Genomic DNA, 14,787 nt, shown 5'->3' on the forward strand with positions numbered 1-14,787 from the left:
ACTCGCCGGCGATGCCTGGCTCGGCAATGCCGTGCTCGAGGAGGAAGCGCCGTACCACCCGTTGGGCTTCCCGTACGGCGGGATGCCGCCCGACGCGTCGGCGAAACTCGGGCTCACCCTCGAAGCCACCCCGACGCTTGACGACGTGCTCGTGCCACGGCTCGCCCGCATGGCCACGCTGCGGCGTGTCGTCGACGGGCTCACCGAAGCCGAGCTCGATCGGGTCTGCGGTCGCAAGCCGGCGGACCCCTATCCCGACCAGGACTACGTCGTACGCCGCTGCCTCAAGGTGGTGCTGAAGGAAGAGGCCGAGCACCACCGTTATGCGGTGCGCGACCTCGCCGTACTCGAGGCCGGTGCCTGAACTGGCGCTGACCCGGCCGGAACTGACTTCCAGCCGCACTGCGTGTCGCTACTCCCGGGTCATGAACCCCCGTCCCTGCCAGTTAGGTGCGTACAAAGTCAAACCATCGCTTTACAAGTGCGGGGGTCGCCCTACACGGCCACGTCTACTTGCGAAGATCGTGGCATTTTGGCTGCCTCCGCTGCCGAATCTGCCCAGGGATGACTGAGTTCGGAGCGGGCGTAGCAGGCACGTCGAGGAGCGGAGCGACGAGGGAAGCGCCTGCGCAGCACGCGTGGGTCGTAGTGCCTCCGCACCTGTTGTTTTGCCTTTCATCCTTGGCCAGCCGTGATCATGCTCTGTCAGCGTCTTACGGAGCTGTGACGGAGCAGAAACCTGCCAGGAGTGCGGCCACCAGAAACTACCTGCGGTCATTTGACCGGGTTGGCGCCGCTGCCGTGACGCCCATCCGGCATTGTGCACGCGCGGCGACGTCGCAACAGATGTCGGGAAACCGGCATCGTCCCGGGCCGTGCCGCTGATCCGGTATACATGGTTGAAACGTATTGCCGCGAACCAGACTAAAAGGAGAAGCCTTGCTCGAGGGCGGGGTTGATGCGTCTCCTGCTAGGTATTTTGAGGATTTGATAGACGACTGACAGAAAAGACTCCTCCAATCCAGATTGCAAAGACCGGCATGAGCGGAAACCGAAAACGATCCCAGACCGGAAAGAACATCCAGAGCGCACTGTAAAACAGTACAAAACAGCCGAGCAGCCACACGCTATGGCGCCGATTTTGCCACGCTCGTATCACGCCGATAAACGCCACGGCCATGAATACCCAATACGCCACGTCGGCAATCGACCGCCAGGTGTGATAACGCTGTATGGACCAGCCACCAGCACCGTGGAGCCAGCGAAAGGCGATGTCGTTGCCACTGTAGAGAGCCTTGAGCCGGGGTGGTATGTCGGCGACAAAACGCTGAGGGTGATGAGCCCAATAGCGCAGCGCCAAATGGACGCCAAGGCGGTCGCGCTCAACCTCGCTACTGGCGTGAAGCAATGGGTTGTGGTTTGGGTCGTTCGACCACCAGTAGCCATCAGTGGTACGTGTGCCTTGGTACAGATTGACACCACCGTTAGTCGAGACGGGCACGAACGATTCGAAGACGACAGCATTGCGGATTGTCCAGGGCGCAACGACCAGCACCATGCCGGCCACAAACACCGCTACTCGACCGATGCTCGCCCGCCGGCGCCGCTGTCTGATGAACTCTATACCCAGCAGCACGAGCGGGAACAGCAGAAGAGTTGGCCGGACCAAGCAGGCCGAACCAGCAAATGCACCCGCCACGGCGTAACCCCGCCAGCTACTTGCTCGCGCGAGCGAATACAACATGCCAAGCGTGAGCAGCGTAAACAATTGCTCAGTACCCAGTTGGGAATTCCACGCCCACACCTCTGGCAATAGACTATACGCCACGCCGGCCGTCAGCGCTGCCTTGTTGCTTCTGGTGATATGACGGGCAAACAGTGCGATGAGCACTGACGTTGCCGCCGTAATCACTACTTGTAATGTCAACCCGGCTGCAACCGACGGCCCAGTCAGCCGAAACAACACAGATAGTACGAACGGCCAACCGACTGGCCAGTAAGCAGTTGGCTGTCCGTTCGATCCGACGTACCCCAGGCCGTGGCTCATCCTGGTGGCCGCTCCGGCGTACCACGCATAGTCGCTCGTAGGTGGCGGATGCACCATCGTCACCCATATGCCATTGGCTATGATGCTCACAGCCGCGACCGTCGCCAAACACCAACCTAACCGTCGCCGCAATTGCTACTCCCATCTTCAGGGAATATCTTTTGGAGACTTTGGTCAACAAATAACCAGGCTGAATTCAGCCATGCAGTTATTCTGATTGCTCGAGGCGATACGTTGAGAAGCCCGAGGATTCAGGGTTCTCGGGGCGTGCATCGGCTCGGCATTGGTGTGAAGAGCGTCGACTAATTCGTTGCAATCCATCGGTCGCGCCATCAACGTGAGAACATCGGTTGTGGCTGGCCCCGGTAACGGGCTCCATCGTCTGTGGGAACTAGCCCGAGCTCCCCGGCCAGAACGGCGCATCACCTCGGCCCTTTTGCTGCACGCCGTAGGCCCGGCGAACACCGCAACGACGGTAACGATGACGGGGTATAGCAGCAGCCACGATGATAACGATCACTGTAGAATTGCTCATCGCGCATCCCCCTCCGGATGAGGCCTAGGATAGCGGGACGGATCGTGGTCAGGTAAGGAGACACGCCTCGCAGATAGGACCATCTGCTGCTCACCGACCCCTGCAGGCTCCCATGCCTTATCCATCCTATGGGAATGCACGAGCAGGGATCGGGGCGGGCTGGACACGAATGACGCCGCCTGCCTACGTTCCTTTCACAGGTCAGGGCACGATCGGGGGTAACGACGGGCGCCATGCGCTCATCCTGAAAAGAAGACTGCCCGTGCTCTTGACGTAGGCGTCAAGGCGAGCTTTCCGAGGCCCCACGGTCAACTTGCGCCTCGTTCGCTGCGTAACCGCTCGAGGATGTCTTGCTGCCGGAGGTATTCCTACCACGAGACGGGTAGGGGCGACGCGATTGCGGAGAACTCGAAGACGTAGAGCACGACGAGAGGAGGGTTCCTTCGTCGGTCCCGTGCCGCGTGGATGTGACGACTGCGAAGAGCTGCAGCGCGACGGTCAGCGTCAGTGACAGGGCATAGTTCATCGTGTCGGGGTCGGACAGCTTGATCGTCCAGCTGTTCAGCAGGCCGATGTATTGGCGGGTGCGCGTGCTGTTGTTGCGTCGAAGCACATCGACCTGCCGCTCGTATTGTTGTCTCCGGTAACGGCCTTGCGCGGGGCGCGGACGTACGACGAGCTTGTGTGGAAGCCGGCGCTGTTCCACGCAGGCATGATTCCGGAACTGACCAGGGACGCTCGGGGGAGGCGGCAGTACTACTCCAGTCGGGAGAACGGGATGCACGCGCTGCGGCACTACTACGCGAGCATCACCCTCGCCGACGGCGTGAACATCAAGGAGCTCGCGCAGTACCTGGGGCACGGCGACCCCGGTTTCACGCTGCGGCTGTACACCCAGATGCTGCCCTCATCGCATGATCGGGCGCGGAAGGCTGTCGACTCGCGGCTGTCCCGGCTGTTCGCGATGGAGGCTCACGGAGCTGTGACGGAGCAGGTTGTTGCCAAACACAACAGTCCCAACTGCGCGACGAGACAACTTCCGGACTGCTCCGACGGGGCCACAGATCGCCGTCAGCCAGCGCCGGGAGCGCATCACCGAAAGTGGCCGGCAAGCATGGAGTGCGCCTCTCACAAAATACCACCGGCGGTCGTGTACGCCGACAACGGTCCACCGCCTGCGATTCAGTGTCCACATGACAGCCGTTCGCCCACTCATCGAGCAGCTGAACAGCCGGTTGTCGACAACATAGAAGATGGTGCTGGCTCCGAGCAGCGTCAACAGTCGAACGGCGGCAAGCAGCGCGTCGCTCGGAGTCCCATCGGCGCACGTCCGTCGGCCGTCCCGGGCGGCCCCACGGGTGGGTCAGCCCGGCTTGACCGCCAGCGTCGCAAAATAGTGCGACATATATTGAGCGGATGCGTTGGATTGGTGCGGCGCTTCCGCGAAGCCGGTGAGGACGAACCCAGCGGCGAGTTGCCCGCCGATCTGGTCGGTGAGGGTGTGGCTGTATTCAAGAGGGGCATCCGCGCCGAACTTCGTGGCGCGTTCCTCGGCCGAGTACTGCGCGACATCGCTGTAGGGCAGCTTGTGCACGACGATCAGCTCGCCGCGCTCGTCGAGCGCCTCGTGGTCGAACAAGTACACATCAGGGTTGAGGAAGCCCACGAGCAGAGTTCCGCCCGGTCGCAGGACGCGGAAGCACTCACGCCACACCGGTGCCAAGTCTGGTACGAACAGATTAGAGACCGGATGGAATACGACGTCGAATGTTGCGTCGCCGAAGGCGCTGAGATCGCGCATGTCGCCTAGGACGGTGCGCAACTCGAGTCCGTCGCGCGCCGCCACCATCTGATCCTGACCGAGCTGGCGGGGTGAGTTGTCGAATACGGTGACCCGCGCCCCTGCCGCGGCAAGGATCGGACCCTGCTGGCCACCGCCGGAGGCCAGGCACAACACGTCCCTGCCGGTCAGGTCCGTCGGCAGCCAGGAGCGGTCGACCGGCTCACGCCCGATGAGAACAATCGACCAGTCGCCCATGCGGGCGCGCTCGACATCCTCAGCACTCACCCGCCTCGACCACTCGTTGCCCTCTTGGACACACTTGTCCCAGGCTGCCCGATTGTGGGCAACGGGGTCGACAACACTGTCCTGCACGTTAACTCCCTGCTACAGCCAAGCGGACACCTGCGGTACTGACAGTTCGGTGCCGCTAGCCAACACGATTGCAGGGTGCGGACTCAACGAAATTAGCCTCGGGCGTCCAGGAGCCCCCTATTGTTCTCGTCTACTGAACGGATGCCGGTCCGAACATCACTCGCGCAGCGCCAGGCGAAGTAGCCGGGTCCTGATTGGATACGACGAGGTCGGCGCGCCAGCCGGGGAAGCTGCCACAAAGGCGAGCACTTGACCGACGAGGAGATCACCGGCGGACCAAGGAGATCCGCCGCTACTGACCACGGCCCGGTCCGTGGCCGCTGGCTGTTAGTCGATCTGCCTCGGCGAGCAGCAGATCACCGAACGGCTGGAACCCGACCTGTCGGCTGTACAGGCCGCTGATGACGCGGTGGATCGTTCCCCACTCCCAGATCGCCGTGGCGTCTACACCAGTGTGGGTGGCCAGCCGCTTCGCCCTGGCGCGCAGGTCGTCGCCGGCGTCGGGATTGCATCGGATGATGGTGCCAAGGTCGCATGCTCGCTCAGCGCGCAGGCCACCCGGATCGATGAGCTTGAACGTGCCGTCCGCCGCCTGAAGCACGTTGAGGTCGTGGACGTCGCCGTGTACGAGCACGGCATGTCGGTCATCGTGGGCGCGGCGGCGACGGTCCAGGCACGCGAGAGCGTCCTCGACTGTCGCTTCCGAGCACGCCTGACCCGTCTGTTCCCACAGTCGCGGCAGCAGGTCGGAATACTCGCGCGCCTTGTCGGCGCCCGTCGGCAGGTCGACATCGGGGCTGACCGGCCGCCAGAGCCGGACAGCGACATCGCACATCATGTCGTGCCGTGTCGCGGGATCAGACACGACGTCGCAGATGGCAGCCCCGAGTCGCTCAAGCAAGAGTGCGCCGCGGTCGAGGTCGTCGCGCAGCAGGCGCGCGCAGCCGTCGCCGGCGGCGAGGCGCAGCGCGGTCGCCTCGAAGGTGAGATCGCGCTGAGTCCCCGGAACGCCGACCTTGAGGACAGCCGCCGTTCCGTCAGCGAGTGTCGCCTCGACGACGAGCGCCGCGTGGCCGCCGCGCAACGTGGCGCCGATGGTCAATGACCACTCCTGCGCTAGAGATTCCACGATCGAGGGCAGCTCGTCGAGCCACGCGGCGTTTCCGTCGGCGACGACCTTGTTCCGCACTTCATCGGGAACGTCGAGCATCACGTGGGCTCCTAATGCGACGAGACTCGATCACCAGTCTGGGTCAACGTCAAGCCGGTGCCTGCCGGTCGGCGCGGTCGTCGGTGACGGACCGGACCTGGCCGGGGTGCGCAATGACCTGCGCGGCTACGTCGTGGACCGGCTCGGAGACCGGGACGCGGTGCTGATCTGCGACGAGACCGGGGATGTCAAGAAGGGCGACCGGACGGTCGGGGTGCAACGCCAGTACACCGGGATCGCCGGCCGGATCGAGAACGCGCAGGTCGCGGTGTATCTGATCGATGCCAGCAACAGGGGGCACGCTTTGGTCGACCGTGAGCTGTACCTGCCGCGGTCGTGGACCGACGACGAAGAGCGCCACGAACAAGCCGGCGTGCCCCGAGGATGTGGAGTTCGCGACGAAACCGGCACTGGCGGGTGAGATGATCACCCGCGCTCTGGACCCGGGCGTGCCGGCGGCCTGGGTCGCCGGTGACGAGATCTACGGCGGCAACCCAGGTCTGCGCGAGACCTTGGAGGACCGCGGGATCCCGCATCGAGGCGTACGACGCCTGGCTCGCAGCTAGCCCCGCCGTACCGAAACTCCTGCTCACCTTCGAAGGCTCACCCACCTTGCTCATCGGCAAGGAGATGGCCGACTGGTGCGCGGCCAACATCGCCGCCCTCGAGATCGTCCACTGCGGCGAAGCCCGGCACCCACGCCCCCGAAGACCGCCCCAAGGAGATCGGGACCGAGATGGCGGCCTGGGCCGATCGTCATCAGCTGCGGTAGGACCAGGCGCCGGGCGGGATTCCGCCCGGCGCCTGGTGGAGGTTGTCAGCGGAGTAGGTAGTCGGTCAGGCGGTCCATCAGTTGGGTTCGGGTGGCTGCTCCGGTGACGCCTTCGAAGCCGAAGCCCAGGTAGACGGTGTCCGCGGTGGCGACGGCGGCGCCTTCCTGGATACCGAAGCCGCCGCGGCGGACCCAGTCGTTGACGTTGGCGCCTTCGATACCTCCGGCGTCCTGTGGTGCACCGAGCACGGTCCAGCCGTCCGTCGGGTCGGCGTCGTCCTCGAACGACGTCGTTCCCTCACCGGTGGACACCTCGATGTCGTCGATGAAGACACCGGGGAACTGCTGCAGACCCCAGTCGCTCAGGACGGTGATCGAGAGCTCGACCTGCCGGCCGGCGTACGGCGTCAGATCGATCTCCCATTGCTGCCAGCCGGCCGAGCCTCCGTTGCCCGCATGCCACGCTCCGGTGGTTCCGGTGTTGCTGCACGTGCCGGTCGCCGGATCGAAGGTTTGGTAGTGGGTCAGGAACGGGTGCAGCACGTTGGCCGCATCCGCGGGGTTGCTCCAGCCGCCGGTACAGGACTGGTCGTTGCTCAGATCACTGGAGGTGTGCCCGTTCACGTCGGGCAGCGTGGTCCAGTCGTCCTGGCCGACGGTGTGCGCCTCCACGATCATGTAGTCGAAGTCCAGCTCGAGGTTATAGCTGGTCCAGAACGACAGGGTCGCGCCACCCGCCGGCACCGTGACGGTGTGGGCGAGCCGCTTGTACGCCTCGTCGGCCCGGTCGGAGTACATGAACCTCTGCCCGGTGCGCGGGTCGAACGGCCCTGCGATACCGGACACGTACTCAGCGGCGGGCCAGCTGTCCAGGTGCGGGAAACTGCCCGTCGGGTCGGTCACCGTCAAGAAATCTCCGGTGGCGATGAACGATGAGTCGGACACCTGGTTGCCGGCACTGTCGGCGCCGTTGCGCTCCAGGTTCAAACCGGCGAGCGGAGTGTCGATCCCGCTGATCGGGAACGGATCACCCGTGTCCGGGTCCAGTCCGCCGGCCGGCGTCGTGATCGCCGCGCCGAAGGTGTACTCGATCGGGTCGCCCTGCGAGTCGCCCGAGCCGGACAGTGCGAGGCAGCGCGCGAGGACGGCGGGATCGGCCGAGCACTGCTTGTTCTCGAACGGGTCGTACAGCTGCGTTCCCAGCGCCGGGGTGTACTGCTGGCCGGCCCGTTGGCCGGTGTAGGCGACGCGCCCGCCCTCGTTGACGAAGTCGCGCACCTCGAGCAACTCCTGCATCGCCAGCCGGGACGCGTTGCCCGGGCCCCAGCCGGGTTCGCGGGTCACCACATCATCGCCGGTGTACCACAGGACGGCGTCGTAGTGGCTGAGTACGCCGAGGTTGTCCGGCGCGGTCCGGCCACGCGCGTCCACGTCGTACACGTCGAACGCGATCCCCTGGGCGGCCAGGGCATCGGTGTAGAAGGACAGGTACTGCGGTGCGGTCACTCCCGGTTTCACCGGGGAAGCACCGGTGTAGTCCTCGGCCGCGAGGATCAGCACCCTCCGGTCGGTGTTGGAGGCGACCTGGTAGGTGAAGGACTCGCTGGTCTGACCGCCGCCTTCGAACCAGACGGTCACGTTGTCGCCGACCGACGTACCGGTGACCTGGCCGCGGACGACGTGGTAGTAGGTGCCGTTGCCAGGCCCGTAGCGCTCCCCGCCGGTCCACTCGGAGGCGGGCTTCTGCTGCACCGGCCCGGTGCCGATCCGGTAGTTCAGCGTGACGGCGCCGAGGTTGCGCCGGGCAAGGATCCGGACTTCCTGCGGGTCGCCGTACGAGACGGCGAACCGGAAGTCGAACAGCGACTGCTGGCCGTTCTGCGGGTCGATGTCGTCCTGGTCGAGGTAGAACGGCGCTGTCGTGATGCCGACCGGCGACGCCGGGGCGGTGGGGTTGACGGCCGAGCGCGCGAGACCGAGGTGGAACGGCAGGGTCTTCAGGAACTCCGCCTGGATCAGAGCCTCGTCGTCCGGGAACACGAAGCCGGCTCCTGGAATCCCTTCACCGAGCTCGGGCGTGTAGGCGACCGTACCGGCGTTGGTGTCGGCGTAGTCGGTCGTCTCGCCGTTGGTGACGTAGAGAGTATCGGCCGACTGACCGGGGTTGAAGCCCGGGATGGCCGGCTTCGCGTCGGTGCCGCCCAGTGCGACGTAGAGCGGGTTGTCGGCGTCGGGTGTGCCGACTTGCCAGCCCTGGGGGTACAGGAGCCATTGCCCGAACGAGTGAAGGTTCGACTGGAACTTCGGCTTGATCCGATCGATCAGACCGGCCATCGCCCGCGTCTCCGGCTCCGACGCCGGCGCCGGTCCGCGGTAGGTCTCGCTGATCGGGTCCGGTGAGGAGCCTTCGTTGTCGTAGCCCCAGTGCTCGTTGAAGTTCCGGTTCGGGTCGACGCCGTCGACGGCGGTGATCTGGCCGTCGCCGTTGTTGTCGCGCAGGTTCTTGCGCCACAGTCGCTCGTTCGTGAACGTGTACTGGTACCCGTCCGGGTTCGCGGCGACGACGAACCACAGTTCGGTGCTCTTCAGCAGGTTCTTGACGGCCGTGTCGTTCGCCCGGAAGCGATCGACGAAGTGGTGCAGCAGCCGGCGGTTGACTTCGAGGCTGATCCACTCGCGCGCATGCTGCAGCGACGAGTACAGCACTGCCGGGCGGGAGCCGTCGCGAATCCCGGGCGCACCCTGGGTGACCTTCAGCGCGATCAGCTCACGGCCCTGATGTGTCCGGCCGAGCACCACCAGCTTGACCAGATTGGGATTGTTGCGCGCGACAGCGAACAGTTCGTCGCGGATGCCGCCCGGCTCGTCCCACGACCGATAGACCGTGTACCCGGTGCGTGCCTGGGCCGCGGCCTGCTCCGAGACCGACTGGCCCTTGTTGTTGCGCTTGACGGTGACCTTCACGCCGGCGGCGTTCACTTTGTCCCGCTGGACTTGCGTGAGGACCGCGTCGGCTGTGACACCGGCCGCGGTCTGGTGCACCGCGGCGAGTTCGAGTCCGGGGACGGCTTCGTTGATCTTGTCGGCCGGCCCCTCGAGTACGTACATCTCGAGCGGTGAATCCGGCGGTCGGGCGGTTGCAGAGGACGACACCAGGCCGATGGAGACCGAGCCCAGTGCTGCCGTGGCCAGGAACGCTGCGACGCCGCGTTTCGAGGACATCGAGAACACCCCTCCCAGTGGTGGGCAGGCGTCCTCGGCGGGCGTACGACAGCAACCCCCGACCGGCTGCCGACCAAGGACGCGCGCCAAATGTGCCGTCACCGTACTCCCGGGGTATCCCGGGAGCAATGCGTCGAGCATGCCCGGCCGGCAATCTGCTGGCGAAGCGTTTTCCGATCAAGGGAACGTGAGGCGGACGATTACGTTGTCAATGACTGATGGGTGCCGCCGCTCCTTGTCGTTGTTGGTGGAGGTGAGCCAGAGGGTGCCGTCGGGGTTCGGGTCATGCTGCGGAGGCGGCCCCAGCCGCCGGAGAAGACGCGACCAGCGGTACGCCGTCAGTCGCGGTCTCGCTGAGTGGATGGAGGATCCGCAACCGCAGTCGGCGCAACCGCAGCGGCCAATACCGATCCAGTTCCGCGGACAGCATGACGAAACGACGGCCTCCGGCACCAAGATGACCGCTCCGAATGACCACCAACCTCCATCAGCCGTGGTCGCCGCCAGAGCTGTTGCCACCAGCAACAGTGCGCGGCCGATCGCTCGACAGCCAACGGGTTTTGGCCGACGAGCCGACGCAGCCGCACGACGCCTCCGAGGCGACGATCCTGGCGTAGATCAGGTGCCCGGTGAAGCCGGCAGCGAGAGCGGCCGCCGCGATCGCCTCGACGGTCAGTGCCGGTGGCAACAACAATGTCAGCGGTAGTTGGTCCAGGCAACTGCGAAGAGCCGGGCTGGTTGCCGGAGCGGTGATGCTGCTCGGCTTCGTCAACTTGCCCGGTGTCGCCATGGGTGCCGACGACATGGACGCGGCGCCTGCGTGGACCTACCTGGGTGGCCTCAGCTGGGCGGGCACCACCTGCTCTTCTCGGCCTGGAGTCTCAGCCTCAGTCCCACGGCGTCAGGCCCCGGGGCGGACTAACCGGAACGCGGCCTCCAGCGGCGGGAACATCGCCCGCACATCACCACCGGACAGCCACACCCCGATCACCAACGCAGCCGTTGCCTCCAGCAACCTCGCCCGCCGAACTCCACCAGCTGCCACCGGCTCGCAGCCGAGATCCCGCACAAGGGTGCCGACCTGCTCCAGGGCGGCCGGATCGTCACCGCACAGCGGCACCCCGGCGACCGGCGACCGGCGACGGAAGACTCGTCTTCGGTGTGGTCTGCGGCCGCCTCTGGGCGCCGACGAGCAGGAGCCGCCCGGCTGACACAACGCTCCGGCGCATCAGTGAGCACGACCGGGTCGGCTCACGGACATCTCGACTGACCCCTGGGGCGGGGCCTAGGTGGGGTGCCGGTAAGAACTCTGTCACCAGCCGCAGACGAGTTCGGTCCGAGCACGGTCTCTCGCACAACCCTATTCAGTGCGAGATGCTCGCGGCGGCGCTCAGGCTCGCTCGCTTCGAGGCCGCCCTGCGCCTGGCCGTCCGACACTTGTCCGTTCAGTCTTCGGCATTCGACCGTTTACGAACCACCTCGATCGTCAGCGTCGCCGTTCCGCGGGCACCGCTATCAGGTTGGCCTCAGTGCGCTGCGCTGTATGCGTCGCGGATCCGGGCCGGGACTCGGCCGCGGCCGGCGACGTCAACGGCCCATCGCGTCGCTAGTCTCGGTCATCGATCCTCCGATCCCTATCCAGCCGTTTGCTGAGCGTCTCATCGCGCTACCCAGCCCAGCATCCCGGGCTCCTTCGGAGGCCGGAGGGGGCTCCGTATCGAAGCAGGTCGCGCCGTGCTGCCGACCATGGCTCCATGAGCAACTCGTTGAACACTCACCAGCCCTACAGAATTGACCTTAGCCACCCGGTACGTCGGCGGCCGCCGACGTACCGGGTGGCCGCCCCCTTCACGACCAGACCCTCGACGCCCATCGCCGCGGGCAACACGTCGAACCACTCCCGGGCTTCCTCGAGGTCGGCGGTGACCGGTGTCAGCTGCAGCGGGGGCGAGAAGCTGGTGGCGAGCTGCTCCAAGCGGCCGCGGCGTACGGTCCACCGCTGGGTGCGCAGATCGACCCCAGCCGGCCTCGCAACCACCGAGGCTGGGCCGCGAAGCAAACGTTTGGTGACGAGCCGTGGCAGAGCCGGATCACCTGCCGAGGGTCGACACGAGTGACAATCACGTCCACGCTGGGAGCGTGAGGAGGGCGGGGGTTTCACTCGGACTCGTCGTGGTGGTCGGGCTGGGGGCCTGCACGTCGAACGACGGCGCAGAACCTACGGCCGGGACCGGTACGACGACCACGACGGACGGAGGTCGTGCACCTGACCCCGCGACCGCCGTACTCGATCCGGCCGAGGCAGCTCCACTTCAGGCGGTGCTGGCGAAGGTGGTCCGGCTCAACGCGACGATTCCGGAGGCCGAAACGGCGGCGCGTGGTATCACGGCCGCCGTGGTGACGGACAAGTGGACGTGGTCGGGCGCAGCTGGTGTGGATGCGGTAGGCACCACACTCGTCCCCACCACGATGCTGGGCGCCGCAAGCATCACGAAGACGTTCATCGCGGCCGAGGTCGTGCTCCTGGCGAAGGCCGGCAAGCTCGACCTGGACGCGCCACTCTCGCAGCACGTGCCGCATCGCCTGACCCGCAACAACGCGACCGTGCGCCAACACCTCGCGATGCGGTCCGGAGTATCGGACTTCCAGGAGGAGAACTACGTCAAGCTCGATCAGGCGGTTGCGGCAGCACCCGGCAGGCACTGGACCGCGGAGCAGACGCTCGCGTACCACACAGGACCGGTGCTACCGCCGGACAGCCAGTTCAGCTACAGCAATGCGAGCTATCTCCTGCTCGGATTGCTGATCGAGAAGGTCGGCGGGCAACCGCTCGCGACCGCGCTTCGACGCGACCTGGCGGAACCCGCGGGTCTTGAGCGGGCCGCCTTCCAGGACGGTGAAAAACCGCTGCCGCCGCTGGCCGAGGACCGCAATCCGACGTGCGGTAAGGCCGTGGACGGATTCGCTCCGTGCCGGGGATTCGCCAGCTCGATCGCAGCGGCGGGAGGTCTGGCGGCCGACGCCCCGACGCTCGCGCGCTGGGGATATGAGCTGTACGGCGGCCGCGTCGGACCCTCGGACCTGGTCCGCGAACTGACGGACGGCGTGGACTACGGACTCGGGACCTTCCTCTACACGACCAAGTTCGGGAACTACACGGCGTACGGGCATCCCGGCGGGCTTCCCGATTACACCAGCATGCTCGTTGCCGTGCCCGAGCGACGGCTCTCTGTCGCGGTGCTGGTCGCCGACGGAGGCAAGAACGCCGAGCAGTTGACGGGCGAGTTGATCCGAGCCGCCGTACCGCTCCTTGGCAGCTGAGTCCACCCGTGGCGCTACTCGCCGACGAGTGCGTCGAGCACGCCCTCGCCGTACTTGGCCAGTTTGTTCTCGCCGATGCCGCTGATAGTGCCGAGCTCGGCCAGCGTGCCGGGGAGGTCGGTGGCGATCTGGCGCAGTGTCGCGTCGTGGAAGATCACGTACACCGGGACGCCCTGCTCCTTGGCGACACCGGCACGCCACGTCCGCAGGCGCTCGAAGACCGGCGCCGCCTCTGCGGGGAGATCGGCGGCGGCGGCCTTCTTCCCACCGGAAGACTTCGACCGCGCCCGCTCCGGCTCGCGGCGCATCATCACCTCGCGGCGCCGGCCGAGCACCACTCCGCTCTCCTCGGCGAGCACGAGCGTGCCGTCATCGCCTTCAACCGTGAGCAGTCGCAGCGCCAGCAGTTGCCGGATCACGCCACGCCACTCGGTGTCCTTCAGCTCGGTCCCGATCCCGAACACGGACAGCTGCTCGTGCCGGAACTGCTTGACCTTCTCCGTGTCCTTGCCGAGCAGGATGTCGATCAATTGGCCGGCGCCGAACTTCTGGCCGCGTTCGTGCTGCAGGAATGGGCCCAGCTCGCCACCTGGCACCGCGCCCGAGCAGGCGCCGCGTGAGCGGCCTGGAGCTGGACCTCGACGACGTTGTCGATCGCATCCATGAGCAGGGAGTCTGGGCGTACGTCGAGCAGACCGGCGGCGGGTGCGCGACGATCTACGCGGGCGCCTGGCGCAGCGTCCCGGACGGCCGCTACGACCGCACTATGTACTCCGCAGTCGCCGGACCCGGCACCTACGGTTGAGGCGAGAAACCTAACGTCGGACACACCGACGAGTTCTTCATCGGCGCCGACGATCAGGGAGACACCGCCGGGGTCACCTGCGCCACCCTCGACATCCAGAGCACACGCGACCTGGCCGACCTGATCGTCGCCCAGCACGTTCCAGTCGTCGGCGTCTCAGCTGAGCAAGACGTTGACTTCGACGAGATGGTCATCCATGTCCGCAGGCAGGTGTCACGAAGCCTCGGTCCTACTCCCTGCCGTGGGAGAAGGTTGACGGGAAGTCGCACACGGTCAATCTGCTGTTCCGCCGGACTGACGACAAGCACGTCCGGGCGCGGCCATACGACGAACTGGTGTGGAAGCCGGCACTCTTTCATGCGGGCGTCATGCCGGAGCCAACCAAGGACGCACGAGGTCCGCGGCACTACTACTCCAGCCGCGAGAACGGCATGCATGCGCTCAGGCATTATTACGCGAGCATCACGCTGGCTGACGGCGTCAATATCAAGGAGCTTGCGCAGTACCTCGGGCACGGTGACCCGGGGTTCACGCTCCGGCTGTATACCCACATGCTGCCGTCATCGCACGAGCGAGCGCGGAAGGCTGTTGACTCGCGACTGTCCAGGCTTTTCTCGATGGAGGCTCACGGAGCTGGCCGCCGACCGGTCCCCCACGACCCACTGGGAACCCGACGGCGGCCAGTCTCTCGATGACCCAGGAATCAGCCTCTGACCTGCG

At 65.9% G+C, this 14,787-nt stretch carries 12 protein-coding genes and 2 pseudogenes; 4 read left to right on the forward strand and 10 right to left on the reverse strand.

The window, feature by feature from the left end; genetic code table 11:
- A pseudogene (locus tag AB0E63_RS44840) lies at positions 1–364 on the forward strand (DinB family protein); the annotation flags it as partial.
- Between the two features lie 606 nt (positions 365–970).
- Here AB0E63_RS44840 and AB0E63_RS44845 read toward each other — a convergent pair.
- The 4 genes from AB0E63_RS44845 to AB0E63_RS44860 form a co-directional block, all read right to left on the reverse strand.
- Positions 971–2,137, reverse strand: a complete 1,167-nt coding sequence (locus tag AB0E63_RS44845) for a glycosyltransferase family 39 protein (protein WP_360380565.1) — start codon at positions 2,135–2,137, stop codon at positions 971–973.
- Positions 2,138–2,862: 725 nt separating this feature from the next.
- Complete coding sequence (locus AB0E63_RS44850; RefSeq protein ID WP_360380566.1) at positions 2,863–3,288, reverse strand: hypothetical protein; 426 nt, start codon at positions 3,286–3,288, stop codon at positions 2,863–2,865.
- Positions 3,289–3,945: 657 nt separating this feature from the next.
- Entirely contained in the window at positions 3,946–4,650 is a 705-nt protein-coding gene (locus tag AB0E63_RS44855) for a class I SAM-dependent methyltransferase (protein WP_360380568.1), read from the reverse strand.
- A 379-nt stretch (positions 4,651–5,029) separates the two neighbouring features.
- A complete protein-coding gene (locus AB0E63_RS44860) occupies positions 5,030–5,947 on the reverse strand; it encodes an aminoglycoside phosphotransferase family protein (RefSeq protein ID WP_360380571.1) in 918 nt (305 codons plus the stop codon).
- 106 nt (positions 5,948–6,053) lie between these two features.
- Here AB0E63_RS44860 and AB0E63_RS44865 point away from each other — a divergent pair.
- Positions 6,054–6,474 (forward strand): annotated as a pseudogene (locus tag AB0E63_RS44865) (transposase); the annotation flags it as partial.
- A gap of 290 nt (positions 6,475–6,764) precedes the next feature.
- On the opposite strand, the gene AB0E63_RS44870 reads toward AB0E63_RS44865, so the two are convergent.
- The 5 genes from AB0E63_RS44870 to AB0E63_RS44890 all read right to left on the reverse strand — a co-directional run bounded on the left by AB0E63_RS44870 (position 6,765) and on the right by AB0E63_RS44890 (position 11,979).
- Positions 6,765–9,941 (reverse strand): M14 family zinc carboxypeptidase, encoded by a 3,177-nt coding sequence (locus AB0E63_RS44870; RefSeq protein WP_360380573.1) that lies wholly within the window; start codon positions 9,939–9,941, stop codon positions 6,765–6,767.
- Between the two features lie 283 nt (positions 9,942–10,224).
- A complete protein-coding gene (locus AB0E63_RS44875) occupies positions 10,225–10,371 on the reverse strand; it encodes a hypothetical protein (RefSeq protein ID WP_360380576.1) in 147 nt (48 codons plus the stop codon).
- Positions 10,372–10,428: 57 nt separating this feature from the next.
- On the reverse strand, positions 10,429–10,746 hold the full coding sequence (locus AB0E63_RS44880; protein WP_360380579.1) for a MauE/DoxX family redox-associated membrane protein: 318 nt from the start codon (positions 10,744–10,746) through the stop codon (positions 10,429–10,431).
- 96 nt (positions 10,747–10,842) lie between these two features.
- The gene (locus tag AB0E63_RS44885; protein WP_360380581.1) at positions 10,843–11,061 is read right to left on the reverse strand and encodes a hypothetical protein; all 219 of its coding nucleotides are present in this window, start codon (positions 11,059–11,061) and stop codon (positions 10,843–10,845) included.
- 663 nt (positions 11,062–11,724) lie between these two features.
- A complete protein-coding gene (locus AB0E63_RS44890; RefSeq protein WP_360380584.1) occupies positions 11,725–11,979 on the reverse strand; it encodes a hypothetical protein in 255 nt (84 codons plus the stop codon).
- 101 nt (positions 11,980–12,080) lie between these two features.
- On the opposite strand from AB0E63_RS44890, the gene AB0E63_RS44895 reads away from it, so the two are divergent.
- Entirely contained in the window at positions 12,081–13,262 is a 1,182-nt protein-coding gene (locus AB0E63_RS44895; protein WP_360380586.1) for a serine hydrolase domain-containing protein, read from the forward strand.
- A gap of 14 nt (positions 13,263–13,276) precedes the next feature.
- Here the strand turns inward: AB0E63_RS44895 and AB0E63_RS44900 are convergent, their stop codons facing one another.
- Positions 13,277–13,858: an RQC domain-containing protein gene (locus AB0E63_RS44900; RefSeq protein ID WP_360380588.1), complete on the reverse strand. Its 582-nt coding sequence runs from the start codon at positions 13,856–13,858 to the stop codon at positions 13,277–13,279.
- Positions 13,859–13,878: 20 nt separating this feature from the next.
- On the opposite strand from AB0E63_RS44900, the gene AB0E63_RS44905 reads away from it, so the two are divergent.
- Positions 13,879–14,067, forward strand: a complete 189-nt coding sequence (locus tag AB0E63_RS44905) for a hypothetical protein (RefSeq protein ID WP_360380591.1) — start codon at positions 13,879–13,881, stop codon at positions 14,065–14,067.
- Positions 14,068–14,787 lie beyond the last annotated feature (720 nt).

It is taken from the genome of Kribbella sp. NPDC026596, from assembly GCF_040638415.1.
Taxonomy (GTDB): domain Bacteria; phylum Actinomycetota; class Actinomycetes; order Propionibacteriales; family Kribbellaceae; genus Kribbella.

What these genes read in the sequence shown, in the direction of transcription:
- AB0E63_RS44860 (WP_360380571.1), bottom strand. Translation starts at nt 5,947, where the DNA reads ATGCTCGACGTTCCCGATGAAGTGCGGAACAAGGTCGTCGCCGACGGA.
- AB0E63_RS44870 (WP_360380573.1), bottom strand. Translation starts at nt 9,941, where the DNA reads ATGTCCTCGAAACGCGGCGTCGCAGCGTTCCTGGCCACGGCAGCACTG.
- AB0E63_RS44875 (WP_360380576.1), bottom strand. Translation starts at nt 10,371, where the DNA reads ATGCTGTCCGCGGAACTGGATCGGTATTGGCCGCTGCGGTTGCGCCGA.
- AB0E63_RS44880 (WP_360380579.1), bottom strand. Translation starts at nt 10,746, where the DNA reads ATGTCGTCGGCACCCATGGCGACACCGGGCAAGTTGACGAAGCCGAGC.